Annotated in this window: 18 protein-coding genes; 14 read left to right on the top strand and 4 right to left on the bottom strand. The window is 74.8% G+C overall.

Going from position 1 to position 25,510, the window contains the following annotated elements:
- The first annotated feature begins 131 nt into the window (after positions 1-131).
- Positions 132-1,310: a glycosyltransferase family 4 protein gene (locus ACWD4P_RS21130; RefSeq protein ID WP_449780581.1), complete on the top strand. Its 1,179-nt coding sequence runs from the start codon at positions 132-134 to the stop codon at positions 1,308-1,310.
- Between the two features lie 2 nt (positions 1,311-1,312).
- Here ACWD4P_RS21130 and ACWD4P_RS21125 read toward each other — a convergent pair whose 3' ends face one another.
- Positions 1,313-3,310 (bottom strand): glycoside hydrolase family 15 protein, encoded by a 1,998-nt coding sequence (locus tag ACWD4P_RS21125; RefSeq protein ID WP_449780580.1) that lies wholly within the window; start codon positions 3,308-3,310, stop codon positions 1,313-1,315.
- A gap of 759 nt (positions 3,311-4,069) precedes the next feature.
- Here ACWD4P_RS21125 and ACWD4P_RS21120 point away from each other — a divergent pair.
- The 10 genes from ACWD4P_RS21120 (at position 4,070) to ACWD4P_RS21075 (ending at position 17,285) form a co-directional block, all read left to right on the top strand.
- Complete coding sequence (locus ACWD4P_RS21120) at positions 4,070-5,707, top strand: CTP synthase (RefSeq protein ID WP_359830875.1); 1,638 nt, start codon at positions 4,070-4,072, stop codon at positions 5,705-5,707.
- A gap of 95 nt (positions 5,708-5,802) precedes the next feature.
- Positions 5,803-6,450 (top strand): NUDIX hydrolase, encoded by a 648-nt coding sequence (locus tag ACWD4P_RS21115; RefSeq protein WP_359830872.1) that lies wholly within the window; start codon positions 5,803-5,805, stop codon positions 6,448-6,450.
- Between the two features lie 431 nt (positions 6,451-6,881).
- Complete coding sequence (locus tag ACWD4P_RS21110) at positions 6,882-9,005, top strand: AAA family ATPase (RefSeq protein ID WP_449780579.1); 2,124 nt, start codon at positions 6,882-6,884, stop codon at positions 9,003-9,005.
- Between the two features lie 262 nt (positions 9,006-9,267).
- On the top strand, positions 9,268-10,383 hold the full coding sequence (gene ald / locus ACWD4P_RS21105) for an alanine dehydrogenase (RefSeq protein ID WP_359830918.1): 1,116 nt from the start codon (positions 9,268-9,270) through the stop codon (positions 10,381-10,383).
- Positions 10,384-10,808: 425 nt separating this feature from the next.
- On the top strand, positions 10,809-11,876 hold the full coding sequence (locus tag ACWD4P_RS21100; protein WP_449780588.1) for a ParA family protein: 1,068 nt from the start codon (positions 10,809-10,811) through the stop codon (positions 11,874-11,876).
- Between the two features lie 41 nt (positions 11,877-11,917).
- Entirely contained in the window at positions 11,918-12,493 is a 576-nt protein-coding gene (locus ACWD4P_RS21095; protein ID WP_449780578.1) for a hypothetical protein, read from the top strand.
- 324 nt (positions 12,494-12,817) lie between these two features.
- Entirely contained in the window at positions 12,818-13,738 is a 921-nt protein-coding gene (locus ACWD4P_RS21090) for a segregation and condensation protein A (RefSeq protein ID WP_449780577.1), read from the top strand.
- 275 nt (positions 13,739-14,013) lie between these two features.
- Positions 14,014-14,607 (top strand): SMC-Scp complex subunit ScpB, encoded by a 594-nt coding sequence (gene scpB / locus ACWD4P_RS21085; RefSeq protein ID WP_449780587.1) that lies wholly within the window; start codon positions 14,014-14,016, stop codon positions 14,605-14,607.
- A 62-nt stretch (positions 14,608-14,669) separates the two neighbouring features.
- Positions 14,670-15,959, top strand: coding sequence for a pseudouridine synthase (locus ACWD4P_RS21080; RefSeq protein WP_449780576.1), 1,290 nt, complete (start codon positions 14,670-14,672; stop codon positions 15,957-15,959).
- A gap of 318 nt (positions 15,960-16,277) precedes the next feature.
- Positions 16,278-17,285, top strand: coding sequence for a helix-turn-helix domain-containing protein (locus ACWD4P_RS21075; RefSeq protein ID WP_359830566.1), 1,008 nt, complete (start codon positions 16,278-16,280; stop codon positions 17,283-17,285).
- A 45-nt stretch (positions 17,286-17,330) separates the two neighbouring features.
- Here the strand turns inward: ACWD4P_RS21075 and ACWD4P_RS21070 are convergent, their stop codons facing one another.
- From ACWD4P_RS21070 to ACWD4P_RS21060, 3 genes are all read right to left on the bottom strand, one after another.
- Positions 17,331-17,693 carry a DUF952 domain-containing protein gene (locus ACWD4P_RS21070; RefSeq protein WP_359830569.1) on the bottom strand — a complete coding sequence of 121 codons (363 nt, stop codon included), beginning with the start codon at positions 17,691-17,693 and terminating at the stop codon, positions 17,331-17,333.
- Between the two features lie 140 nt (positions 17,694-17,833).
- Positions 17,834-19,381, bottom strand: a complete 1,548-nt coding sequence (locus ACWD4P_RS21065; RefSeq protein ID WP_359830571.1) for a mucoidy inhibitor MuiA family protein — start codon at positions 19,379-19,381, stop codon at positions 17,834-17,836.
- Between the two features lie 3 nt (positions 19,382-19,384).
- On the bottom strand, positions 19,385-21,739 hold the full coding sequence (locus tag ACWD4P_RS21060; RefSeq protein ID WP_449780575.1) for a DUF4139 domain-containing protein: 2,355 nt from the start codon (positions 21,737-21,739) through the stop codon (positions 19,385-19,387).
- Between the two features lie 379 nt (positions 21,740-22,118).
- On the opposite strand from ACWD4P_RS21060, the gene ACWD4P_RS21055 reads away from it, so the two are divergent.
- The 3 genes from ACWD4P_RS21055 (at position 22,119) to cmk (ending at position 25,345) form a co-directional block, all read left to right on the top strand.
- Complete coding sequence (locus ACWD4P_RS21055) at positions 22,119-23,204, top strand: prephenate dehydrogenase (protein WP_359824289.1); 1,086 nt, start codon at positions 22,119-22,121, stop codon at positions 23,202-23,204.
- Positions 23,205-23,288: 84 nt separating this feature from the next.
- On the top strand, positions 23,289-24,386 hold the full coding sequence (locus ACWD4P_RS21050; protein ID WP_449780574.1) for a DUF4419 domain-containing protein: 1,098 nt from the start codon (positions 23,289-23,291) through the stop codon (positions 24,384-24,386).
- A gap of 245 nt (positions 24,387-24,631) precedes the next feature.
- A complete protein-coding gene (gene cmk, locus ACWD4P_RS21045; protein ID WP_359824291.1) occupies positions 24,632-25,345 on the top strand; it encodes a (d)CMP kinase in 714 nt (237 codons plus the stop codon).
- Positions 25,346-25,510 lie beyond the last annotated feature (165 nt).

The following is a 25,510-nucleotide window of genomic DNA, read 5'->3' as shown; positions in this document are numbered from 1 at the left end:
CCCCCGGTGGCGCCGACTGTCCAAGAGGGCCGCCGACCTGGCATGGTGGCGGCTGGACACTGGCTTCCCAGCCCCGAGCGCCGCCCGGCGGGCAATCCTCGCGAAGCGGCGCGCGAACCTGATCGAGTCGGATGCGAGACGACGTGGACCATTCCGCCGCCCGGGCCACCGCGGCCGTCCCCGAACCGGGGCAGCTGCACGTGGTACTCGTCCTGGCCGCCAGCACCGGCGGCATCGGTGCGCACGTGCGCTCCCTGGCCCAGGGCCTGGTCGCGCACGGAGTGAACGTCACGGTCTGCGCGCCGGCCGGCACGGACGCGCTGTTCGGCTTCTCCCGCACCGGTGCCAGGTTCCACACCGTCGACATCACCCCCACCGCGGGCGCCCGCAGCGACGCCACCGCGATCGGCGAGCTGCGCCGGGCCTTCACCGGCGCCGACGTGGTGCACGCCCACGGGCTGCGCGCCGGGCTGCTGTCGGACCTGGCGCTGCGCACCGCCGGCCGCTTCCCGGGCCTGCGGCCCGAGACCCCGCTGGTGGTCACCTCGCACCACGCCCTGCTGGCCACCGGCATGGAGCGCCGGCTGCAGCGGCTGATGGAGCGTCGGGTGGCGCGCGCCGCCGACCTGGTCCTCGGCGCCTCCTCCGACCTCGTCGCCCGGGCCCGCGAACTGGGCGCCAGCGACGCCCGGTTGGGCCCGGTGGCCGCGCCGCCGATGCCCGAGGGCCTGCTCGGCCGCACCGAGGCGCGCGCCGCGCTGCTCGGCGGCGGCCCAGACCGTCCGCTGGTGCTGGCGGTCGGCCGGCTCGTCCCGCAGAAGGCCTTCGGGCTGCTGCTGGACGCCACCCGGGAACTGTCCGTCCTGGACCCGGAGCCGCTGGTGCTGCTCGCCGGGGACGGCCCGGAGGCGGGCGCGCTGCGCGAGCGGACGGCCGCGGAGAAGCTGCCGGTGCGGCTGCTCGGCTACCGCACCGACGTGCCCGACCTGCTGGCCGCCGCGGACGTGGTGGTGGTCTCCAGCCGCTGGGAGGCCCGCTCGCTGGTGGTGCAGGAGGCGATGCGGGCCGGCGTGCCGGTGGTCGCCACCGCCGTCGGCGGCATCCCCGAACTGGTCGGTGACGCCGCCGTGCTGGTGCCCCCGGGCGACCCGGAGGTGCTCGGCCGCGCGGTGCGGGCGGTGCTGTCCGACCCGGCCCGCCGCGAGCGCCTGGTGGCGGCCGGCCGCCACCAGGCCGAGACCTGGCCGGACGAGGCCGCCACCGTCGCCCAGGTGCTCAGCACCTACGACGAGCTGGTGCAGCGCGGGTAGCGCTAGACGGTGGCCCGCTCGACCCGGTCGGCGGCCGGGCCGTCCGGCTGGGCGGACAGGTACGCGGCGCCGCAGGCGGTCAGCCGCAGGGCGGTGTCGATCAGCGGGACGTGGCTGAAGGCCTGGGGGAAGTTGCCGACCTGGCGCTTGAGCCGCGGGTCCCACTCCTCGGCGAGCAGGCCCAGGTCGTTGCGCAGCGCCAGCAGCCGGTCGAACAGCTCGCGGGCCTCCTGCACCCGGCCGATCATGGCGAGGTCGTCGGCCAGCCAGAACGAGCAGGCCAGGAAGGCGCCCTCGTGGCCGGAGAGGCCGTCGACGTTGTTGCCCGACTCGTCGTGGGTCGGGTAGCGCAGCACGAAGCCGTCCTCGGTGGACAGCTCGCGCTGGATCGCCTCGATGGTCCCGATCACCCGCTTGTCGTCCGGGGGCAGGAAGCCGACCTGGGGGATCAGCAGCAGCGAGGCGTCCAGCTCCTTGCCGCCGTAGTACTGGGTGAAGGTGTTGCGCTCGGGGTCGTAGCCCTTCTCGCAGACGTCCGCGTGGATCTGCGCGCGCAGCTCGCGCCAGCGCTCCAGGTGGCCGCCGGAGGCGTCCTCGGGGGTCTGCTCCAGCAGCTTGATGGTGCGGTCGACGGCGACCCAGGCCATCACCTTGGAGTGGACGAAGTGCCGACGCGGGCCGCGGACCTCCCAGATGCCCTCGTCCGGCTCCTGCCAGTGGTCCTCCAGGTAGTCGATCAGGCGCAGCTGGAGCTGGTGGGCGTGGTCGTTGCGGACCAGGCCGGTCATGTGGGCGAGGTGGAGGGCCTCGACGACCTCGCCGTAGACGTCGAGCTGGAGCTGTCCGGCGGCGCCGTTGCCGACCCGGACGGGCTGGGAGCCCTCGTAGCCGGGCAGCCAGTCCAGCGAGGACTCGGTGAGCTCGCGCTCGCCGGCGATGCCGTACATGATCTGGAGGTTCTCCGGGTCACCGGCGACGGCGCGCAGCAGCCACTCGCGCCAGGCGCGGGCCTCCTCGCGGTAGCCGGTGCGCAGCAGCGAGGAGAGGGTGATGGCGGCGTCGCGCAGCCAGGTGTAGCGGTAGTCCCAGTTGCGCTCGCCGCCGATGTCCTCGGGCAGCGAGGTGGTGGGGGCGGCGACGATCCCGCCGGTGGGGGCGTAGGTGAGGCCCTTGAGGGTGATCAGGGAGCGGATCACGGCCTCGCGGTAGGGGCCCTGGTAGGTGCACTGGTCGGCCCACTCGTGCCAGAAGTCGGCGGTGGCGTCGAGCAGCTCCTCGGCGTCCGGGGTCCGGGGCGGGTCGAGGTGGGAGGCCTGCCAGGTGAGGGCGAAGGCGATCCGCTCGCCGGCGGTGACGGTGAAGTCGGCGTAGGTGGTGAGGTCACGGCCGTAGGTCTCGGCCTCGCCGTCCAGCCAGACCGAGTCGGGCCCGGCCATGGCGACGGTGCGGTGGCCGCCGTCGGGCTGCTCGACTCGGTGCACCCAGGGCACCACCCGGCCGTAGGAGAAGCGCATCCGCAGTGCCGAGCGCATCCGCACGGTGCCGGAGACGCCCTCGACGATCCGGATCACCTGGGGGACGGCGTCCTTGCCGGCCAGCGGGCGCGGCGGCATGAAGTCGATCACCCGGACGGTGCCGCCCTGGGCGTCCCACTCCTGCTCCAGGATCAGCGAGTCGCCCCGGTAGCGGCGGCGGTCGGCGGGCAGCGCGGGGGCGGCGGCGGTGGGCGGGGGGACCCGCAGGTCGGAGGTGTCGGCGAGGCGGGTGCGGCCGGCGCCGGCGGGGGGTGTGGCGGCGGCCGGTGCGGGGACCTCGGTCAGGACGGCCTCGGCCGGGCCGATCCGCCAGAAGCCGTGTTCATCGGTGCCGAGCAGGCCGGCGAACACGGCCGGCGAGTCGAAGCGGGGAAGGCAGAGCCAGTCCACCGCCCCGTCCCTGCTGACCAGGGCAGCGGTCTGCATGTCCCCGATGAGTGCGTAGTCCTCGATACGGCCGGCCACGTGGATCTCCAGTTCGCAATGTGGTCAGGGCATCGGCGAGCGGAGGGAGCGAGCGGGCTGCGGGGCCGGATGTCCACCCCGGGACGTCCGGCCTGCCGGGGGTGGTGGCAGGCCCTGCTGGAGTGTCCGCGGGGCTCGGTCGAGCCCCTGGAGTGGGTGGGGATGGGCTTGGAATACGGGGAGGTCCGGTCGCGCATCGGGGACCGGGAGTGTCCTGACCCTCCCACGCCCTCCGCGTGCTCGTGCTGTCGGCGATGCGTCCGAGCAGCTTACGACGGACGAAAGGGGCGAAGCACGCGGACGCAGCCCGGTGTGGCGCCGCAATTCGGCGGAAATGCCGTGCATCGTGAGGGCGCGGCGCAGGATGGTCCGGAAGGATCACCTCCGCCTGGTCCGGGCGGAGGGGACGGCATGGTCCGGACGGACACCGCGCCCTGGCCCGGTCCGGTGGGTTGTGCGACCGGTGTGACGGCTGCGCCTCCTGATGCGCCGGTGGTGCGCCCCGCGCGCGCTCCCGGCGCGGCGCGCGCGGCCCGAACGGCGTCCGGGTCAGGGCACTGATACCCTGGTATCCCGTGGACCGGCGGGATCAAACGCCCCGGACCAGCCGAACCGACGACCAACGAGCGCCGCGCACCGAGCCGGCCTCCGTCGCCCGGCGAACCCCGAGCCTCCCGCCCACGTCTGCTTCGACACGCGACCCACGGGAGCCCCCTCTTGGCACAGCCCCATTCCGGCAAGGCAGCGAACGGCCGCGCCGTGACGACCAAGCACCTCTTCGTCACCGGGGGTGTCGCCTCTTCTCTCGGAAAGGGGCTCACCGCCTCCAGCCTCGGTGCGCTGCTCAAGGCCCGCGGCCTGCGCGTGACGATGCAGAAGCTCGACCCGTACCTCAACGTGGACCCGGGCACCATGAACCCGTTCCAGCACGGTGAGGTGTTCGTCACCGACGACGGCGCCGAGACCGACCTGGACATCGGCCACTACGAGCGGTTCCTGGACACCAACCTCCACGGCTCGGCGAACGTCACCACCGGCCAGGTGTACTCGACCGTCATCGCCAAGGAGCGCCGCGGCGAGTACCTGGGCGACACCGTCCAGGTCATCCCGCACATCACCAACGAGATCAAGTCCCGGATCCGCCGGATGGCGACCGAGGACGTCGACGTGGTGATCACCGAGGTCGGCGGGACCGTCGGCGACATCGAGTCGCTGCCGTTCCTGGAGGCCGTCCGCCAGGTGCGCCACGAGGTCGGCCGGGACAACGTCTTCTTCGTGCACGTCTCCCTGCTGCCGTACATCGGCCCCTCGGGCGAGCTGAAGACCAAGCCCACCCAGCACTCCGTCGCCGCCCTGCGCAACATCGGCATCCAGCCCGACGCGATCGTGCTGCGCGCCGACCGCGAGGTCCCGCAGGCGATCAAGCGCAAGATCTCGATGATGTGCGACGTGGACGAGGAGGCCGTGGTCGCGGCCATCGACGCCAAGTCGATCTACGACATCCCGAAGGTCCTGCACGGCGAGGGCCTGGACGCCTACGTGGTGCGCCGCCTGGACCTGCCGTTCCGCGACGTCGACTGGACCACCTGGGACGACCTGCTGCGCCGCGTCCACGAGCCGCAGCACATCGTCAAGGTCGCCCTGGTCGGCAAGTACATCGACCTGCCCGACGCCTACCTGTCGGTGACCGAGGCGCTGCGCGCCGGCGGCTTCGCCAACAACGCCCGCGTCGAGATCAAGTGGGTCACCTCGGACGACTGCGAGACCCCCGAGGGCGCCCAGGCGCAGCTCGGCGACGTCGACGCGATCTGCATCCCCGGCGGCTTCGGCGACCGCGGCGTCAACGGCAAGGTCGGCGCCATCACCTTCGCCCGCGAGAACAAGGTGCCGCTGCTGGGCCTGTGCCTGGGCCTGCAGTGCGTCGTCATCGAGGCGGCCCGCAACCTGGCCGGCCTGCCGGAGGCCAACTCCACCGAGTTCGACGCCGCCGCCAAGCACCCGGTCATCTCCACCATGGCCGAGCAGCTGGCCATCGTCGACGGCAAGGGCGACCTGGGCGGCACCATGCGCCTGGGCCTGTACCCGGCCAAGCTCGCCGAGGGCTCGATCGTGCGCGAGGTGTACAACGGCGAGCAGTACGTCGAGGAGCGCCACCGCCACCGCTACGAGGTCAACAACGCCTACCGCGCGGACCTGGAGAAGACCGGCCTGGTGTTCTCCGGCCTCTCGCCCAAGGGCGACCTGGTCGAGTACGTCGAGTACCCGCGCGAGGTGCACCCCTACCTGGTGGCCACCCAGGCCCACCCGGAGCTGAAGTCCCGTCCGACCCGCCCGCACCCGCTGTTCGCGGGCCTGGTCAAGGCGGCCATCGAGATCAAGACCGCGGTCTCCGAGTAGTCCTCCCCGGTCGTTCACCGGACGGCGGCCCCGCGATTCCCGCGGGGCCGCCGTTCGGCGTTAGATTGTGTCGTACTGACGAAAAGGGGAGAGCGATGGACGAGCAGGGCCGCCAGGGGATCTTCGACGTGGCCGAGGAGTGGGAGGTCCGGGCGAGCGGGACCCCGTTCCAGGGCAAGGTCACGGGGGTGCGCAGCGAGGAGGTCCGGATGCCCGACGGCAGCTGGGCCCGCCGGGACTACCAGACCCACCCCGGCTCGGTCTCGGTGCTCGCCCTCGACGCCGAGCAGCGGGTGCTGGTGCTGCGCCAGTACCGCCACCCGGTGCGCCAGCGGCTGTGGGAGCTGCCGGCCGGCCTGCTCGACGTGCCCGGCGAGAACCCGTGGCACGCCGCGCAGCGCGAGCTGTACGAGGAGGCCTACTGCAAGGCCGGCACCTGGCGGATCCTCGCCGACTACTACACCTCCCCGGGCGGCACCGACGAGGCGCTGCGGATGTTCCTGGCCACCGACCTGGCGCCGGCCGAGGGCGAGCGCTACGCGGCCGAGGGGGAGGAGCAGGAGATCGAGGTCGCCTGGGTGCCCGTGCCGGAGCTGATCCGGCTGATCCAGGCCGGGGAGCTGCACAACCCGACCCTGGTCACCGGAACCCTCGCCGTGCACGCCGCGCTCACCGGCCCGGACGGGCTGGACGCGCTGCGCCCGGCGGACTCGCCCTGGCCGGCCCGGCCGTTCGAGGCCTGAGCAGGTCCGGCCGCTTCCGGTCCCTCGGGGGCCCGGCCCTTCCGGCCCTTCCGGCCCTTCCGGTCCTTCCGGTCCTTCGGGGCCTTCCGGCCCTTCCGGCCCTTCCGGTCCTTCCGGTCCTTCGGGGCCTTCCGGCCCTTCCGGCCCTTCCGGCCCTTCCGGCCCTTCCGGCCCTTCCGGTCCTTCGGGGCCTTCGGGGCCGGAGGCGGCCGGTCGGGGGACGGCCGGCCGCGTGCGTTGAGTCGTTGGGGTGATTTGCCGATTCGTACGACCGGATGTCACCTCGGCTGAGCCGGACGGTCGAACTACGCTTCGCAGACAGGGCGCCCGTCCCGGGCCGCCTCCGCCGAGCTCCTCAGGAGCTCCGGAGGCTGGGCACCGGAAGCCGAGCGTCGGATGCCGAGCGCGGGATGACGTCGGGAGTGGCACGGGTGGCGAGGAAGACGGCGACGATGGACCCCGGCCCCGGCGCGCCCGCCGGGGCCGTCCCGGGCCTGGAGCGGCTGCCGGCCGCGCCCGCGCTGTTCGTCGGGCGGCGCGCCGAACTGGCCGCGCTGCGGGCGGCCGCCGCCCGCCCGGCGAGCGGGCGCTGCCCGGTGCTGGTGCTGGCCGGGCGCCCCGGCTCCGGACGGACCGTGCTGGCCGCCCGCTTCGCCCGTACCGTCGCCGCCTCCTACCCGGACGGCGTGCTGTTCGTCCGGCTGTCCGCCCCGGACGGCGGCCGGGTGCCGCCCGCCCGGGCCGCCCGACTGCTGCTGGAGCAGCTCGACCCGCAGACCGCGGTGCCGCTTCCCGGGGCCGGCGAGGACGGGCGGGACGAACCGGGCTGCGTGGCGCTGCGCGAGGCGCTCGCCGGGCTGCGGGTGCTGCTCGTGCTGGACGACGTCCGCGACGCCGGGCAGGTGTGGCCGCTGCTCGCCGACGAGCCCGGGTGCCTGGTGCTCGCCACCACGGCCGGGCCGCTCACCGGGATCGAGGACATCGACCCGGTGATCCTCGGCGGGCTGGACCGGCAGGCCTCCGGGGAGCTGCTGGCCGACCTGGTCGGCGGCACCCGGATCTCCTGCGACCCGGTGGGCGGGGCCGACCTGGCCGAGGCCTGCGCCGCCCGGCCGGCCGCGCTGCGGCTGATGGCGGGGTGGCTGCGGGCGAACCCGAAGATCGCGGTCACCGAGGCGGCGCGCGAGCTCAACCGGGTGGTGGGGGAGGAGACGGCGGTCGCGGGGGCTTCCGCGGAGCCGGCCGGTGCGGCGAAGGAGAAGGAGAAGGGCGGGGCACCGAAGAACAAGGAGGGGGAACGGACGGCGAAGCCCTCCCCGGCGAAGCCCGCTCCGGGGAGCCCCGTGCAGGGGAGGGCGGCCTCGGGCGGCCCCGCGCAGGGCCGGGCCGGCGAGCCCGCCGCGACGGCCTCGGCCGCGGTGGCCGAGTCGGCCGGTGACCCGGCGGCCTGGGTGAAGCCCGGCCCGGAGCCGGCCGAGCCGGTGCCCGTGCCCGACAACGATCCGCTGCTCGGGGCGTTCACCCTGCTGTACCGCGGGCTGCCGGCCGCCCAGGCGCGGATGCTGCGCACCCTCACCCTGGCCCCGGCGCAGACCGCCGACCCGCGCACCGCCTCCGCCCTGGTCGGCTGCCCGGTGCCGGACGCGGCCGTGACGCTGGCCGCGCTGGCCGAGCGGGAGCTGCTCGGCGAGGAGGCGCCGGCCGCCGACGGCACCCCCCGCTACCGGGTGCCCGGGCGGCTCTACCCCCGGCTGGTCCGGCTGCGCGAGCAGGAGGACCGGCCGGCCGAGACCGAGCTCGCCCGGGCCCGGTTGCTGGAGCGGCTGGTCCGGCTCACCGAGTCGGCCCGCGCGCTGCTCGACCCGGCGGCGGGCCCGAGCCCGGAGCCGCTGCCCGCCCCGCTGCGGCTGCGCTCGGCCGAGCACGCCCGCGAGTGGCTGCTCGGCGAGCGGGAGCTGCTGCTCGGCGCGGTGGCCGACGCGATCGGCCAGGGTGACCTGGACGGTTCGGCCGGGCGGCTGGTCACCGCGCTGCTGCGGACGCTGCCGCTGACCGGGGCCGCCGCCCCCACCGACCTCTACCGGCTGCACGAGCTGGTGCTGACCGTCGCCGAGCGCAACGGCCGGCCGCGCCGGGCCTCGGCCGCGCTGCTCAACCTGGGCGACCTCCAGGCCTCGGCGGGCCGCTGGGATCCGGCCGCCGTCCACTACCGGGCCGCCCTGGAGCACGCCCGGAAGGCCGACGACGAGCCGCTCTGCGCCAGGGCCCTGGAGAGCGCCGCGAACTGTCACCGGGCGCTCGGCGACGCGGTGCGGGCCGCCGACTGGTACGGCCGGGCGCTGGGACTGCGGCAGGCGCTGGGCGACCACGCGGCCGAGGCCCGGCTGCTCGCCCGGGTGGCCGAGGCGCACACCGCGCAGCGCCGCTTCGACGAGGCCGACCGGGAGTACCGGGCCGCGCTCGCGGTGCTGCGGCGGCTGGGGGACGAGCGGGGCCGGGAGGCCGTCGGATCCGCCCTGGCGGACCTGCGGGAACGCGTCGACGCCGGGTGGTGATGGGCCCTTTCGGGGGTATTGTCGAAGATGTCCGGTAGTGGCGTCTTTGGCGGGTAAGTCGCAGGGGAAGCCTACGAACCTGCCAATGCGCGCGGGAAAATTATTCACTTTGGAAGGCTGACACGCCGACTGGGCTTCATTACACTCGGACTCAGTCGCGCAGCGATCCCCGCCCCGGGCTGTCCCGGAGGCTTCCCCACGTGCGCGTCGCCCACCGGTCTTCTCCGGTCGGGACCCCCATGGCAAGAGGACGTGTTCAGTCGTGAAGGTCGGCATCCCCCGCGAGGTCAAGAACCACGAGTACCGCGTGGCCATCACGCCCGCCGGCGTGCATGAGCTGGTCCGCAACGGGCACGAGGTCTACATCGAGGACAACGCCGGTCTCGGCTCCTCGATCCCGAACGAGGAGTACGTGGCCGCCGGCGCCACCATCCTCCCCACCGCCGACGAGGTGTGGGCCACCGCCGACCTGCTGCTGAAGGTCAAGGAGCCCATCGCCTCCGAGTACCACCGGCTGCGCAAGGGGCAGACCCTCTTCACGTACCTCCACCTGGCGGCCGACCGGGCCGGCACCGACGCGCTGATCGCCTCGGGCACCACCGCCATCGCGTACGAGACCGTGCAGCTGTCGAACGGCGCGCTGCCGCTGCTCGCCCCGATGTCCGAGGTCGCGGGCCGCCTGGCCCCGCAGGTCGGCTCGTACCACCTGATGCGTCCGGCCGGCGGCCGCGGCACCCTGCCGGGCGGCGTCCCCGGCACCCACCCGGCCAAGGCCGTCGTCATCGGCGGTGGCGTCTCCGGCTGGCACGCCGCCACCATCGCCGTCGGCATGGGTTACGAGGTGACCCTGCTGGACCGCGACATCAACAAGCTGCGCGAGGCCGACCGCATCTTCGGCACCAAGGTCAAGACCATCGTGTCGAACTCCTTCGAGCTGGAGAAGGCCGTCCTGGAGGCCGACCTGGTCGTCGGTGCCGTGCTGATCCCGGGCGCCAAGGCCCCGAAGCTCGTCACCAACGAGCTGGTCTCCCGCATGAAGCCGGGCTCCGTGCTCGTCGACATCGCCATCGACCAGGGCGGCTGCTTCGAGGACTCGCACGCCACCACGCACGACGACCCGACCTTCAAGGTCCACAACTCGGTCTTCTACTGCGTGGCCAACATGCCGGGCGCCGTCCCGAACACCTCCACCTACGCGCTGACCAACGCCACCATGCCGTACGTGCTGGAGCTGGCCAACCGCGGCTGGAAGGACGCGCTGCGCCGCGACGCCGCGCTCGCCAAGGGTCTGAACGTCCACGAGGGCCAGATCACCTTCCCGGCCGTGGCCGAGGCCTTCGGCCTGGAGTCGGTCTCCCTGGAGAGCGTCCTCGCCTGAACCCCCTGACCGCCCGGCGGTCGTTCGCCCCCGACCCGATCACTTCGGGCCGGGGGCTTCGCCGTGCCCGTGAACGGCGGACGGATCGGGTTCGTCGCTCTGTCGTCAATGTCTGTCGGTCACGTCACCCGCCCGCAGAAACGTTGGGGCCGGTGACCCTCTCATCCCTTGACAGCAGCCCGCTCGATAGTCGACACATCCTGCCGACTACCGTGGATTGTGTTGCTGCGAACGCCTTGAACGGCCTAGAGTCGCAAACCGTCGGCATGCTGCCACGCTGACGAATCGACATAGAGTCCTGGATGCCCAAGGAGGTAAGACGACTTGTGAATGAGTCGACAATTGCTCCCGGGGGTGGTCAGCCAGGACTGGCGGAGCTCACCGCCGGCCAGCCGAGTGAGGAGCCCGGGGCCCGGCAGCCCTCCGTGGGCTCGGCCGAGGTCGGCTCGGTCGCACTCCGTACCTTCGAAGCACGCCAGAACACAGCACAGGTGACCACGGTGACCGATCACGACGCCGACTTGGCGGCCTACGGCCTGGCCTACGGCGAGTTCGCCTACGGCGCCTACGACGACCCGGACGCCGAGTACGAGCCGGACCCGGAGTACGCCGCCACGCTGGCCCCCGACGCCGCGCGCCAGCGCCGCGAGCGGGTCGGCCCGACCGGCCGTCCGCTGCCGTACTTCCCGATCCCCGCGCCGGTCGGCGAGCACGGCCCCGCCCAGATCATCGCCATGTGCAACCAGAAGGGCGGCGTCGGCAAGACCACGTCGACCATCAACCTGGGCGCGGCACTGGCCGAGTACGGCCGCCGGGTGCTGCTCGTCGACTTCGACCCGCAGGGCGCGCTCTCGGTCGGACTCGGCGTCAACCCGATGGAGCTCGACGTCACCGTCTACAACCTGCTCATGGAGCGGGGCCTGACGGCCGATGAAGTGCTGCTGAAGACGGCGGTCCCCGGCATGGACCTGCTGCCGTCCAACATCGACCTCTCCGCCGCCGAGGTGCAGCTGGTCAGCGAGGTGGCCCGGGAGTCCGCGCTGGCGCGCGCCCTGAAGCCGCTGCTGCCCGACTACGACTACGTCATCATCGACTGCCAGCCCTCGCTGGGCCTGCTGACGGTCAACGCGCTGACGGCCGCTCACAGCGTGATCGTCCCGCTGGAGTGCGAGTTCTTCGCACTGCGCGGTGTCGCGCTGCTCACCGAGACCATCGAGAAGGTGTGCGAGCGGCTCAACCCCGAGCTGCGCCTGGACGGCATCCTCGCCACCATGTACGACTCGCGCACCGTGCATAGCCGAGAGGTGCTGGCGCGCGTCGTCGAGGCGTTCGGCGAGCACGTCTTCCACACCGTCATCGGGCGGACCGTGCGCTTCCCGGAGACCACCGTCGCCGGCGAGCCCATCACGACGTACGCGACCAACTCGGTCGGTGCCGCCGCCTACCGTCAGCTCGCCAGGGAGGTGCTCGACCGGTGCCGCCCCGCCGAGTGAGTCTCCCGGGTGCCGACGAGCTGTTCCGGACCACGGGAGGGATGGCGCTGTCGCCCTCCCTCGCGCCGCGTCCGGCCGCCGAGGCATCCAGACCGGAGACCGCGCGGACCGTCACCGGCCAACCGGACGGCACCGAGGGCGCCGCGTCCGCCCAGGGCGCCCAGGACGACCGGCAGGTGACGCCGGAGCAGCAGGCGGGCGCCTCGGTACCGGCGCCCGCGCAGCGGTCCGGCACGGCCCCCGGGCCCGCCCCCGCCGCAGGCGCTGCTGCGGCCGGGAAGACCGCCCCGGGCGGCCGTGGCGCGGCCCCCGCGCCGGCGGCCCGGACGCACCAGGGCGCCGTCGAGGAACAGCCCGGTGCGGCCGGCCGTGCCCGGCCCCGAGGCCGCGCCCCGCGCCGGCCCAGCGGGCGCGAGCGGCACGACGAGAAGATCACGGTGTACGTGTCCGCCGAGGAGCTCATGGACCTGGAGCACACCCGGCTGGTGCTGCGCGGTGAGCACGGCCTGGCGGTGGACCGCGGACGGATCGTCCGGGAGGCCATCGCGGTCGTCCTGGCGGACCTGGAGCAGCGCGGCGAGGCCTCGATCCTGGTCCGGCGGCTGCGCGGCCGGTAGACGGCGCGGAAGGGCGGCCGGCGGGTTCCGCCGGGCGTCGAGGGGGGCCGCCGGCCCGGCGTGGGGAGGCCGCCGGTCGGCAGGAGCCGGGAACGCGGCAGGAGGCCCTGGGGACGCGGGCCGGGAGCGGGGAAGGCCCCGGGAACCGAGGCGGGGCCGTGTCGGGGCCGCAGGGGTGCTTCCCGGGCGTCGGAGCTCCGGAGCGACGATCCGGGACCAGTGCGGCCGCAGAGGCCCGCACGAGGCCCCGCAGGGCCGCTGGAACGGCGTGTCGGGCCGCCCTGTGGCGGGGCCGGAGCCTGCGACGGGTGAAGATGGACCGTCATGCCCAGAACCGCCGAACCACCAGCCGCCACCGCCGCGAACGCGACCGACGACGAGTCGCGGGGCGGCTTCCGGGTACGGCTGGACAACTTCGAAGGCCCCTTCGACCTGCTGCTCAGCCTGATCGCCAAGCACCGGATGGACGTCACCGAGGTGGCGCTGGCCACCGTGACGGACGAGTTCCTGGCGCACATCCGGGCGATGGGCCCGGACTGGGACCTCGACGCGACGACCGAGTTCCTGGTGGTGGCCGCCACCCTGCTGGACCTCAAGGCCGCCCGGCTGCTGCCCGCGGCGGAGGTCGAGGACGAGGCGGACCTGGCCCTGCTGGAGGCCCGCGACCTGCTGTTCGCGCGGCTGCTCCAGTACCGGGCGTACAAGCGGGCGGCGGCCCTGTTCGGCGAGCGCTGGGCGGCCGAGCTGCTGCGCCGGCCCCGGACGGCAGCCCTGGAGCCCCGGCACGCGGAGCTGCTGCCGGAGGTCGTCCTCGGCATCGGGCCGCGGCGGCTCGCCGAGCTGGCGGCCAGGGCGATGGAGCCCAGGCCCGCGCCGGTCGTCTACGTGGACCACATCCACACCCCGCCGGTGAGCGTGCGCGAGCAGGCCTCCCTGGTGGTGGGGCTGCTCACCGAGCTGGGCGAGGCCTCGTTCCGGCGGCTGGTCGAGGACGCGCCGGACGACCTGGTGGTGGTCGCCCGCTTCCTGGCCCTGCTGGAGCTGTACCGGGAGCGGGTGCTCGCCTTCGAGCAGCCCGAGGCGCTCGGCGAGTTGCTGGTGCGCTGGGTCGCCGAGGAGGGCCGGGGCGCGGTCGAGGTGACAGACGAGTTCGACCGGCCGGCCGGCGAGGCCCGTGCGGCCGACGAGGCCCGTACGGCCGGCGAGGCGGAGGAGGGCGGCGAGGCCAGGGAGGACGAGCGGTGACGACGAGCGGCGGGAACGAAGGCGGGCGGCCGGTGCGGCGCCCGCTGGGGCTGCCGGGGCAGCCGCGGGCGGAGGAGTGGCTGGAACCGGCCTTCGCGCTGCTGCCGGACCCGGTGGCGCCGCCGGAGCCCGAGCGGCCGCCGGAGCCGGTGGAGCGGGCCGGGGCCGAGGGGGCGGCGCAGGGGCGGGTCGTGCACCAGAAGCCGGCCCCGTCGGCCTCCGGCGCCGAGTGGCCCGCCGACGCCGGGCTGCGGGCCGAGCTGGAGGCCGTCCTGATGGTCGTCGACGAACCGGTGGCGGAGGAACGGCTGGCCGGGGCGCTGGAGCGGCCCCGGGCCGAGGTGGCCGCCGCGCTGCGCGAGCTGTCCGCCGAGTACACCGCCCAGGGCCGCGGTTTCGACCTGCGGCAGGTCGCGGGCGGGTGGCGGTTCTACAGCCGGGACACCTGCTCCGAGGCCGTCGACCGCTTCCTCCTGGACGGCCGCCAGGCCCGGCTCACCCAGGCCGCGCTGGAGACCCTGGCGGTGGTCGCCTACCGGCAGCCGGTGTCCAGATCACGGGTTTCCGCCGTCCGCGGTGTGAACTGTGACGGCGTGATGCGTACCCTGGTACAGCGAGGACTGGTGGAAGAGGCCGGATCCGAGCCCGAAACAGGTGCGATCCTGTATCGGACGACGAACTACTTCCTGGAACGGATGGGGCTCCGCGGCCTGGACGAGCTGCCGGAGCTCGCTCCCTTCCTGCCCGAGGTCGACGACGTGGAAGCGGAGTCCCTGGAGGGCACGATGATCGCGGAGGCGGTCGCCGCCGCTGCCGCGCAGGCCGCGGACGGCAGTGGCGAGGCCGGTCGGGCCGGGCCCGATCGGTAGGGGGCGGTGAGGTCGGCCGAAACGACCGCACATCCCAGACGGAACGACGTACGGACACTTTGATGCGTAGCAGTGGCAACGGCAGGAACAGCAGCGGCGGCGGGAGCGGTCGCGGCGGACAGGGCGGGGGCCGGGGCGGCAGCTCCTACGGCGGCGGCAGCGGCCGCGGCGGCTCGGGCTCGGGCTCGCGCGGGGGTTCGTACGGCGGCGGCAGCGGCCGCGGCGGCTCGGGTTCGGGTTCGCGCGGCGGTTCGTACGGCGGCGGCTCGGGCTCGGGTTCGCGCGGCGGCTCGTACGGCGGCGGCTCCTACGGCCGTGACGACCGGCGCGAGGGCCGTCGGGACGACCGGCGCGACGACCGCCGCTACCCGGACCGCCCGCTGCGGCCCGAGGAGCGCAAGTACGACCGCCCCGAGTACGGCGGCGGCCCCAACGCCACCCCGGCCCGCGGCGGCTACGCCGGCCGGCGCCCCGGCCCGGCCCCGCGCCCGCGCCGCGAGGGCCAGGGCGCCCCGGGCGACCCGCGCCGTCAGCCGCAGCGCTCCCGCGAGCTCCAGGCCAAGATCGAGGACGCCGTCCTCGCCCGGCACGACAAGCCGGCCGTCAAGCTGCCCAAGACCTTCGGCGAGCCCGAGGGCGAGCGTCTGCAGAAGGTGCTGGCCCGGGCCGGCATCGGCAGCCGCCGCGCCTGCGAGGAGCTGATCGAGCAGGGCCGGGTCGAGGTCAACGGCAAGCTGGTCACCGAGCAGGGCAAGCGGGTCGACCCGCAGAACGACGAGATCAAGGTGGACGGCCTGACCGTCGCCACCCAGTCCTACCTGTTCTTCGCGCTGAACAAGCCGGCCGGCGTGGTCTCCACCATGGAGGACCCGGACGGCCGCCAGTGCCTGGGCGACTACGTGACCAACCGGGAGACCCGGCTGTTCCACGTCGGCCGCCTGGACACCGAGACCGAGGGCATCATCCTGCTCACCAACCACGGCGAGCTGGCCCACCGCCTCACCCACCCGCGGTACGGCGTGACCAAGACCTACCTGGCCGCGATCCAGGGCCCGATCCCGCGCGACCTGGGCAAGCAGCTCGCCCAGGGCGTGGAGCTGGAGGACGGCTACGCCCGTGCCGACAGCTTCAAGGTCATCTCCAACGTCGGCAAGAACTACCTGGTCGAGGTGACCCTCCACGAGGGCCGCAAGCACATCGTCCGCCGGATGCTGGCCGAGGCCGGCTTCCCGGTCGAGAAGCTGGTGCGCACCCACTTCGGCCCGATCGCCCTGGGCGACCAGAAGTCGGGCTGGCTGCGCCGCCTGACCAACCCGGAGGTCGGCCAGCTGATGCGCGAGGTCGGCCTGTAGGCCCGTCCGCCCGTCCGTTTCGCCGGAGCCCCCGGCCGCACGCGCTGCGGCCGGGGGCTCCGGCGTTCCCGTGCTCCGGCGTTCCCGGCGCGTCCGGTGTGTGTCCGGGGGGCTGGTGTCCACGTTTCGGACGGGTCGTGTGAGCCGGGACGCACCAGCTGGTCATGGCCTTGTCAGCGCCATGATCCGTGGCCGAGGATGGCCAGCGGAGCACCACCCGGCGGTGTGGCGGGACTGCGCCAGCGCGGGGCGCGCGGGTCGGGGCGGGAAGGGGCCGACGGGGCCCACGGGAACGGGCGAGCAGGGGGAGAGGGCGTCGTGTCCGATGCAGCACTGGGGCGGGCCGGCGGACAGGCCCTCGGCGCACTGGGACTGGCGGAGCCGGACGGGCAGGTCTACGCGGCACTGGTGGCCAGCCCGCAGTCCACGGCGGAGGAGCTGGCGGAGAGCTGCGGGCTGACGTTCCAGCAGAGCGTGCGCGCGCTGGACCGGTTGGCGCAGCAGGGCATGGCCACCCGGGCCCCGGTGGACCGGCACCGCTACCTGCCCGTCCCCCCGGACGTCGCGATCGGCACCCTGATCGGCCACCGGGAGTCGGAACTGCGCTACGCCCGGGCCGAGATGCACCGGCTGATGGACGCCTTCCGGGAGGCCTCTCGGTACACCGACCCGGCGCACTCGGTGGAGGTGCTGACCGGCGGGGAGGCGATCGCCCAGCGACTGGAGCACATCACCGAGACCAGCCAGTACCAGGTGCGCGGCTTCGACCGCCCGCCGTACATCCAGGACCCGGTGGCGCCCATGCCGCTGCAGCGGCGGCGGCTGCGCGAGGGCGTGAAGTTCCGCACGGTCTACGACCGGGAGGCGGTGGCCTGGCCGGGACGGCTGGAGAAGAACATCCTGGTCGGTGTCGTGGACGGCGAGGAGGCGCGGGTCCGGCCGACGCTGCCGATGAAGATGATCATCTCGGATGATCGGATGGCGATCATCCCGATCAGCGTCGGAGACAGCGTGCTGGACGCCGCGTACGTCATCCACCCCTCGGCGCTGCTCCAGGCGCTGGACACGCTGTTCGAGGCGGAGTGGGAGCGGGCCGTGCGCCTGCAGGCCGAGACCGGCACCGGGGACGCCGGGGCGGGGCCGGAGGCCGACCACCGCAAACTGCTGGGCCTGCTGGCGGCCGGGCTCACCGACGAGTCGATCGCCCGTTCGCTTGGCTGGAGCGCCCGGACCACCCAGCGCCGGCTCCAGAGCCTGATGCGCTCGCTGGGCGCCACCACCCGCTTCCAGGCCGGGATGGCGGCCCGGGAGCGGGGGTGGCTGTAGTCCGGAGCGGGGCGGCCGCGGGGAACGGCTCCCCGGCCGCGCCCGTCAGCTCCAGGGGCTGAGCGAGGCCCAGCGGCCGTCCGGCCCGCGCTCGACCTTCTCCAGGCCGACCACGGCGGTGCGGTTCAGCCGCCCGTAGACGTGCGGGAACAGGACGCCCGGCGTGGCCCCGGGCGGCGGGGCGCCGTGCGGGGCCTCCCACTTCACCATCGGCTCCACCAGCGACTCCTCGATCAGCAGCACCATCAGGGGGTCGGGGGTGTCGGCGAAGAAGGCGTTGGCCACCGCGAGTGCCGTCCGCTCGTCCGCCGAGCAGTGGATGAACCCGTCGGTCAGCAGTGACGCGGTGGCGTACGGGCGGCCGGGGTCGGCCAGCCAGTCGTCCAGGGGAGCAAGGTGGAGGATCATGTTTCCTTTTCTACCCGTTGTCTCCGGTTTGGTCCTGAGCGGCCGTCATCGGCACGGTGGTGTCCGCGGGCGGCTGCCAGGTGTCGGTGCTGCCAGGTGTCGGTGCGGCCGGAGTCGGTGCGGCCCGGAGTCGGCCCCGTTCAGAGCCCGGCCACCTTCGAGGAGGCGGACACCTCGTACACCAGGGTGAGGGTGCGCCGGGCGCCGGGGGCGAGCGGGACGTCCCAGCGGACGATGCCCTCGGCGTCGAAGGAGTCCGGCGCCGGGGAGCAGTCCTCCTTGCGCAGCCGCACCTCGACCGCCGACACCTCGGAGACCGGCACCCGCTCGCGCACCGTGACGATCCGGTCGTCGTGCTCCTCCGGGCCGGAGAAGCGGGACAGGTGCAGCCGGACCGTCCGGGTGGTGGTCTGGCGGCCGGTGAGACCGGCGGTGGCCTGGCGCTCCTCCGTCTCCCGGACCACCCGGTAGCCGTCCGAACTGCCGAAGGACAGCTCGGCCTCGGCCCCGGCCGCGGTGAAGCGCAGCTCGCCCCGGCCGGTGAAACCGCTGCCGCGGACCAGCTCGACCGGGCCGGACAGCAGCGGGTGCCCGGCCGCGTTGCGGAACCGGACCACCTGGGTGACCAGCGGGGACAGCTCCGGGGCGCTGGCGTACTCGCTGCCCGCCGGGCCGGTGAAGGCCCCCAGCGGCACCCGGTGCGCGCGGCCGTCGGAGGGCACGGTCGCGGGGGCGGGGGCGGGCAGCACCCGGACCTCGCCGCCGTCGTCCACACCCGGCACCCGGGAGGCCGGGCCCAGGGTGGCGACCGCCTCCTCGCGCAGCTCGACCTCCACCGTGCGGCGCTCCTCGTCGGTGCGCTCGCGCAGCACCAGCACGTCCTCGGCGACCGCGGGCGGCGCGGTGGCGAGGGCGGACCGGGCGGTGGAGAAGGTGAGACGGGCGTTCGTCCAGTCCTCGCCGGTGCGCTGCCAGACCACCGCCTCCGACTCCAGGCGCAGCTCGCCGCCGTCCAGGGTCGCCCGGTAGGAGGGCCGCCACAGCGCGCAGGGCACGAGGTGGGAGACCGTCAGCTCGGCGGGGCCGGAGCGCGCCGCCTCCACGGTGAGCTCCAGGTGGGCGGTCAGCTCCGCCGGTTCCTCCTCGGCCTCGTCCAGGGCGATCAGGGCCTGTGAGCGTTCCTCCTCCAGCCGGCGCAGCCGGGAGTGGGTGGCGCGCAGCTCCTCGCCGTAGCGCTCGCGCTCGGCGTCCACCCGGCCCAGCTCCCGCGCCCAGCGGTTGGGTTCGAGCTCGCCGAGGCCGGCGCCCTCGCCGATCTCGCGCAGCAGGTCGGCGGAGAGCTGGGCGAGCAGCGCCAGCCGGGCCTCCAGCCGCCCCCGGGTCTGGTCGGCCAGCCGGCTCTCGGCGTCCAGCCGGTGCAGCCGGTGGCGCAGTTCGGAGTCCTCCGGGCCGGGCGGCAGCGGGGCGCGCGGGGACCAGCCGCGCACCAGCCGGGAGTCCAGCACCCGGACGCCGGCGGTGGCGGACTCGGCGCGCAGGGTGCGGTCGACGGCCAGGGCGGTGAGCGGGCCCAGGCGCAGCCGCTGCACGCCCGCGGCGAGCCCGACCGTCGTGGTGCGCTCGACCTGGCCGCGGTCCTCCAGGCAGGTCACGGCGGTGACGGGCAGGGGAATCGTTTCGACGGTCATCGCTCAGTTCCTCCGGTTTCCGCCGACGATGGCCTTTCCGGCCGGGATCTTGATCAGGTAGCCGCCGTCCAGCTCGACGCGTCCGCCGGGCGGCAGGTCGACCCGCCAGAGCCGGGTGCTGGGCGGGCAGTCAGGCGTGGAGACGGCCGGGGCGTGCCAGTCGGCCTGCTCGTCGATCCGGATCTCGGCGTCGGAGGCGACCGGCACCCGTTCGCGGACCTCCACCGTGACGGCGCGTCCGAGCCGGTTCGCCAGCTGGACGTGCACCCGGTGGTCGAGGACGGTGCTGTTGCCCTTCAGCATGCCCGTGGTGGACTCGCGCAGCTCGGTGCGGCGCGCCACCTCGACGCTCTCGGCGACACCGATGCCCAGCCGCCGCTCGCCGCCGGGCGCCAGGGTGGGCAGGGCGGCGGTGAGTAGGAACCCGCCGTCCACGGTGACCTCGACCGGGCCGGCCAGGACGGCCTGGTCGGTGCGGTTGGCGAGCACCAGGGTCGCGTACACCTTCTCCTCGACGGCGGGGACGGTGACGTACTCCGGGCGGACGGCGAGCGGGATCTCGCCGACGGTCACGGTGTGCCAGGTGCCGTCGGACGGGATGTCGGCGGGGGCGGCGGCGTCGAAACGGTGGTCGAAGGAGCCGGCCGACTCGCGGGGCGGGACGGCGTGCCGGGGCGGCGTGAGGTCGCGGAGCCGGGCGGAGTCGCTGCCGGGCGGGGTCCAGAGGGCTTCCGGGGCGTCCGATGCGGTTCGTGCGGTTCGTGTGTCTCGTGCGTCTCGTGCGTCTTGTGCGAGGCGCGGGTGCAGGGTGCCGCGCCGGGCGGCGGGCTCGTCGGGGCCCGCCAGGACGAGGTCCGGGTAGTCGAGCAGGGCGGCGTCCGGGGCGAGGCCGGGCGGAGGGGGCGGAGCGAGGCGGGCGGAGCGCAGGCGCGCCCCGGCGGGCGGCCGGCCGCCCGGGGCCTGCGGCAGCGGTGCCGAGGGGGCGACGGGAGTGGGGGACGGCGACGGGGCCGAGACCGGGGCCGGGAGCGGCGGGGCGCCGTAGCCCGCGAAGCCGCCCGGCACCATCGGGCCGCCCGGGCCGCCGGGAGGCGGGGGCATCGGCTGGTCGGCGCTCAGCAGGCCGCCGCCGTACGGGCCGGCGGTGGCGGGGGCGATTCCTTCGTCGGGCGCGAATTCCTGGGCCGCGAGGTCCTGGGCGCCGAAGTCCTGGGCGGCGAAGGCCTCGGCTCGGGGGCCGCCCCGGAATGCGCCGCCGGGGTGGGCGGAGCGGTCGAGGCCGGCGGCGACCGGGCGGTACGGGCTGCGGTGGGGCTCGCGGGGCGGGGCGGGACGGTCGGCACCGGCCGCGTCGTAGCCGGTGAAGAGGTCGCTCAGGCCGGCCGGGGGCTCGCGCCAGCCGGAGGGCAGCGGGGCGGGCTGGCTGCGGCCGATCCGCAGCGAGGCGAGCCGGGGCAGGTCGGTGCGGCGGTCGAGGTCGGCGGTGGACAGCGCGAGGTCCACGCCCGTCCAGTCCTCGCCGGTGCGCTGGGCGACGGCGGCCCGCAGGACCAGGTGGGCCGTGTCGGTGCCGGTGCGGTAGGAGAGCCGGTAGGCCGGGACCCAGCGGGCGGCGGGGACGCCGTACTCCAGTTCCAGCTCCAGGGTGAGGTCGTGGTCCTGGGTCGTGCCCTCGGGGGTGCTCCGGGCGGTGCTTCCGGTGGTGCTTCCGGTGGTGAGGGTGAGCAGGGCGGTGGTGCCGGTGCCGACCGGCTCGGCCCGGTCGGCGGTGGACGCCCGCTCCAGGCGGTCGGCGGCCAGGTCGCGCTCGTGGTCGGCGAGTTCCAGCTCCCGGGTGAGCTCCTCGGCGCGCTCCTGGAGTCGGGCCAGACGCCCGTCGACGAAGTCGGCGAGCTCCAGCCAGGCGTCGGCGGGCGTGCGGCGCAGCGGCTCGTCACGGCGGCGCTGCGGCGGGACGGCGCGCAGCGCGGCGGTCTCGGAGATCGCGCTCCGGACCAGCCGGAGGCGCTCGGCGAGCGAGCTCCGGTGCTCGGCCGCCTCGTCCAATGCCCGCTTCAGCTCCGGGAGTTCGTCGGGTTCGCGGAGCTCGGCGAGCAGCTCCAGCCGGGCCTCGGTGACCGCGGTGCCGGCCGGCCCGGCGAGCACCCGGGCGCGCAGTGAGCGGCCGTCCAGGGCGGAGGGCAGGCCGGTCAGCCGCAGCCGTCCGCCGGGCGGGACCGGGACGGTGGCCCGCCGGCGGCACACCGCGCCCTCGGCGTACACCACGACGGAGTCCAGGACCGACGGGTGGGCTGGTACGGCCGGTGGTGTCGACGGCCCGTTCCCGCTGTCGTGCTGATCGTCCAGGTGATCGTCCATGCGCAACCCCTTCGTTCGCGTGTCGCCCGTCGTGCATCGCCCGGCGCCCGGCGCGTGTCGCCCGTCGTGCGGTGCCCGTTGTGCCGGGCTCGGCCGTCGGCGCCGGTCGGGTGCCCGGTCGGTCCGCTTTCCCTCCCGGGCGGCCAGTCTGCCCGGCTTCGGGGCGGGCGTCGCAGGATTTCCGGGTGCGGCGTGTGCACTGTGTGGGACGGGGGCGGGCCCGTCGCGGTTGCCGGTGCCGGAAGCTGCCGGGGCCGCCCTCCCGGTTGCCGGACGGACGGTGGGGACTTCGGCGGGGCGGATGAGGGAGGATGGGGCGCGGGTGCTCTCGGCCGGTCCCGGCACCCGTCGAGAATCGTGATGAGGAGAGCGACCCGCCATGCGCACTGCCGTTGTCGTCGGCACCGGACTGATCGGCACCTCCGCCGCGCTCGCGCTGACCGCTCGCGGGCTGACCGTCCATCTGGAGGACGCCGACCCGGACGCGGCCCGTACGGCGGAGTCGCTCGGAGCGGGTATCACCGACCCGGTCGACGGCCCGGTGGACCTGGCGATCATCGCCGTGCCGCCCGCGCTGGTCGGCAAGGTGCTGGCCGACTGCCAGCGCCGCAACCTGGCGCACTGGTACACCGACGTCGCCAGCGTGAAGTCGGGCCCGGGCAGCGAGATCGCCGAGCTCGGCTGCGACACCGTCCACTACATCGGCAGCCACCCGATGGCCGGCCGCGAGCGCTCCGGCCCGCTGGCCGCCCGCGCCGACATCTTCGAGGGCCGCCCCTGGGTGCTCACCCCGACCGCGGACACCGACACCGAGACGCTCAACGCCGCGCTGGAGCTGGTCGCGCTCTGCGGCGCGGTGCCGATCGTGATGAACGCCGCCGAGCACGACCGGGCGGTCGCCCTGGTGTCGCACGCCCCGCAGCTGGTCTCCTCACTGGTCGCGGCCCGGCTGGAGAACGCCGACGAGACCGCCATAAGGCTCTCCGGCCAGGGCGTGCGCGATGTCACCAGGATCGCCGCCTCCAACCCCGGCATGTGGGTCGACATCCTCTCCGCCAACGCGGGCGCGGTCGCCGACGTGCTGGACGGGGTCGCCCGCGACCTCGGCGACACCGTCACCGCGCTGCGCGCCATGCAGGCCGCCGAGGAGAGTGAGCGCCGGGCGGGCGCGGCCGGGATCGAGGCGGTCATGCGGCGCGGCAACACCGGCCAGGCCCGCATCCCCGGCAAGCACGGCGCGCCGCCCACCCGGTACGAGACCCTGACGGTCGTGCTGGGCGACCAGCCGGGCGAGCTGGGTCGGCTGTTCGGGGAGGTCGGCGAGGCCGGGGTCAACATCGAGGACGTCGTCATCGAGCACTCGACCGGGCAGCAGGTCGGCTTCGTCCAGCTGTCGGTGGCGCCGACGGCGGTGAAGCGGCTGACCAAGGCGCTGCGGGCGAGCGGCTGGAGCGTTCGGGACTGAGCCGGAGGTCCGGGGGTGGGTACCGGACTGGGTTCCGGACTGGGTTCCGGGGACGGGCGCGTTGCGTTGCGGGGAGGGGCTGGTGTGATCATCGACTTGCCGCTGGGGGATACCCGGCACGGGTTCGCCGGAGAACCGGTGGACCTCGGGAACGAGCGGTTCCTGCGGGCGGTGCTGGGTGATCGGCACCTGATCCGCCACCGCAGCGTCGAGGCGATGTACGAGCGCCCCCGGCCCGTACCGCGGTCCCCGGAGTCCGCGGAGCCCGAGCCGACCTTCAGCCTGCTGCTGCGGGCGGCCCACGCCGCCTTCGCCGAGCACCTGCCGTTGAGCCTGTCCCCGGACGTGCTCTGGTACGCGGTGGTGCACGAGGTCGCCGTGCACGTACGGACGGACCCGTCGCGCCACCGCGAGCTGTTCGGCGCGGCCGACGGGCGCCGGGATCCGATCGTGGTGCGGGACGACGGCCTCGCGGGGCCGTCGGCGCGGTGGTCCGGGCCGGACTGGTCGCGTTCGGTGGGCCTGGTGCGGGAACCGCTCGCGGCGGCCCTCGGCGCGGAGCTGGTGGACCTGTTCCGGCCGGACTTCTCCACCACGACACCGGACGACGCCGCCTCGGCGCTGGTGGCGCTGATGGACGTGGTCAGCCCGTACTACGACTTCCGCTGGGAGACCCGCTGCGGCATCCCGAAGGTACGCCTGGAGGGCACGGCCGAGGACTGGGTCCGGCTGGCGGACGGCGTCCGCGCGCTGGCCCGGCACTTCGACGGGCTGACACCCTGGTTCGCCCGGCTGCGGCCGGTGGTGGACGAGATCGCCGCGACGGCGGCCGGCGGGCCGGTGGACGAGGACTTCTGGCGCTCGCTGTTCAAGTGGCACGGGAGGTCCGGCGGGCCCCGGGTGACCGGCTGGCTCACCACCTTCCTCGCCCACACCCGGACACCGGACGGGCCCCGGCCGCGGAGCTCCTTCGACTGGCGGGAGGCGGCGGACGACGCGTACCACCCGAACGCGTTCGAGGTGAACGACTTCCCGTCGCACCTGTCCAGGGTGCCGTTCGTGTGGGAGGTCCTCGGGCGGGAGGTGCCGATGGTGCTGGTCGGCGGGGTGCTCGGGGTCGAACGGGACGGGGAGTACCTGCGGCCGCGGCTCGGGACGGCGGTGCTGGAGGCGGTCGGGTAGCGGGGCCGCCCGTCGGGGCCTGTCGCGGGGTGGACGGGGTCCCGGATCGGAGCCGGTCGGGACCGGGGCGGGCCTGGACCCGGCCTGGATCCGGGCCGGATCCAGGCTGGATCCGGCCCGGTGGGGAGGGGGCCGGATGGTGGCGGAGTATGTCACCCCGGCGGTCCATTAACCTTGAGGGAGACAATCCCCGGCCGCCCGCCTGCCCAGGCTCCGGCTCCCATGCTCAGAGAGAGGTTCGCCCCGTGGACACTGCCGACCGAGCGCACGCCCCGGTCGTCGTCGCCATCGACGGGCCCTCCGGCTCCGGCAAGTCGACCGTCTCGCGGGCGGTCGCCGCCCGGCTGGGCCTGAGCTTCCTGGACACCGGTGCCATGTACCGGGCGATGACCTGGTGGATGCTGGCCAACGAGGTCGACGTCGACGACCAGGAGGCGGTGGCCGTCGCGTGCGGCAAGCCGGTGATCGTCTCGGGCACCGACGCCGACGGCCCCACCATCACGGTGGACGGCCAGGACGTGTCCGGCCCGATCCGCGGCCCCGAGGTGACCGCCAAGGTCAGCGCCGTGTCCGCGGTGCCGGCCGTACGGTCCCGGTTGGTGGAGCTGCAGCGCGGCTGCGCCGAGGTCGCCGAGCGCGGCATCGTCGCCGAGGGCCGGGACATGGGCACCGTGGTGTTCCCGGACGCCACCGTCAAGGTCTTCCTGACCGCCTCCGAGGAGGCCCGGGCCGCGCGCCGGGCCGCCGAGCTGCGGGCCAAGGGCGTGGACGAGGCGACCATCACCGCGATGGCCGCCGACCTCGCCCGCCGGGACGCCGCCGACTCCTCCCGGAAGACGGCCCCGCTGGCCCAGGCCGCGGACGCCGTCCTCGTGGACACCAGCGAGCTCACCCTGGAGCAGGTGATCGACCGGATCGCCGGGCTGGTGGAGGAGCGGGCCGGACTGTCCTCGGTCTGACCGACTGCCGTCGGGGCGACCGGAACCGGTCCGGCTGCGGCCGGGCCGATCACGACTCCGGTCCGGCTGCCGTCGGGCCGATCACGACCCCGGTCCGGCTGCCGTCGGGCCGACCACGACTCCGGTCCGGCTGCGGCCGGGCCGAACCAGAGCCGGTTCGACCGC

The sequence above is a fragment of the Kitasatospora sp. NPDC002543 genome (genome assembly GCF_053594915.1).
Note: the sequence above shows the minus strand (reverse complement) of the source record. Positions and strands in the feature narration are given on the sequence as shown.

Coding starts and splice junctions, on each gene's coding strand:
- ACWD4P_RS21115 (WP_359830872.1), top strand. CDS start 5,803: ATGGACGAGCAGGGCCGCCAGGGGATCTTCGACGTGGCCGAGGAGTGG.
- ACWD4P_RS21065 (WP_359830571.1), bottom strand. CDS start 19,381: ATGACCGTCGAAACGATTCCCCTGCCCGTCACCGCCGTGACCTGCCTG.
- ACWD4P_RS21130 (WP_449780581.1), top strand. CDS start 132: ATGCGAGACGACGTGGACCATTCCGCCGCCCGGGCCACCGCGGCCGTC.
- scpB (WP_449780587.1), top strand. CDS start 14,014: ATGGTCGTCGACGAACCGGTGGCGGAGGAACGGCTGGCCGGGGCGCTG.
- ACWD4P_RS21090 (WP_449780577.1), top strand. CDS start 12,818: ATGCCCAGAACCGCCGAACCACCAGCCGCCACCGCCGCGAACGCGACC.
- ACWD4P_RS21060 (WP_449780575.1), bottom strand. CDS start 21,739: ATGGACGATCACCTGGACGATCAGCACGACAGCGGGAACGGGCCGTCG.
- ACWD4P_RS21095 (WP_449780578.1), top strand. CDS start 11,918: ATGGCGCTGTCGCCCTCCCTCGCGCCGCGTCCGGCCGCCGAGGCATCC.
- ACWD4P_RS21080 (WP_449780576.1), top strand. CDS start 14,670: ATGCGTAGCAGTGGCAACGGCAGGAACAGCAGCGGCGGCGGGAGCGGT.
- ACWD4P_RS21055 (WP_359824289.1), top strand. CDS start 22,119: ATGCGCACTGCCGTTGTCGTCGGCACCGGACTGATCGGCACCTCCGCC.
- ACWD4P_RS21070 (WP_359830569.1), bottom strand. CDS start 17,693: ATGATCCTCCACCTTGCTCCCCTGGACGACTGGCTGGCCGACCCCGGC.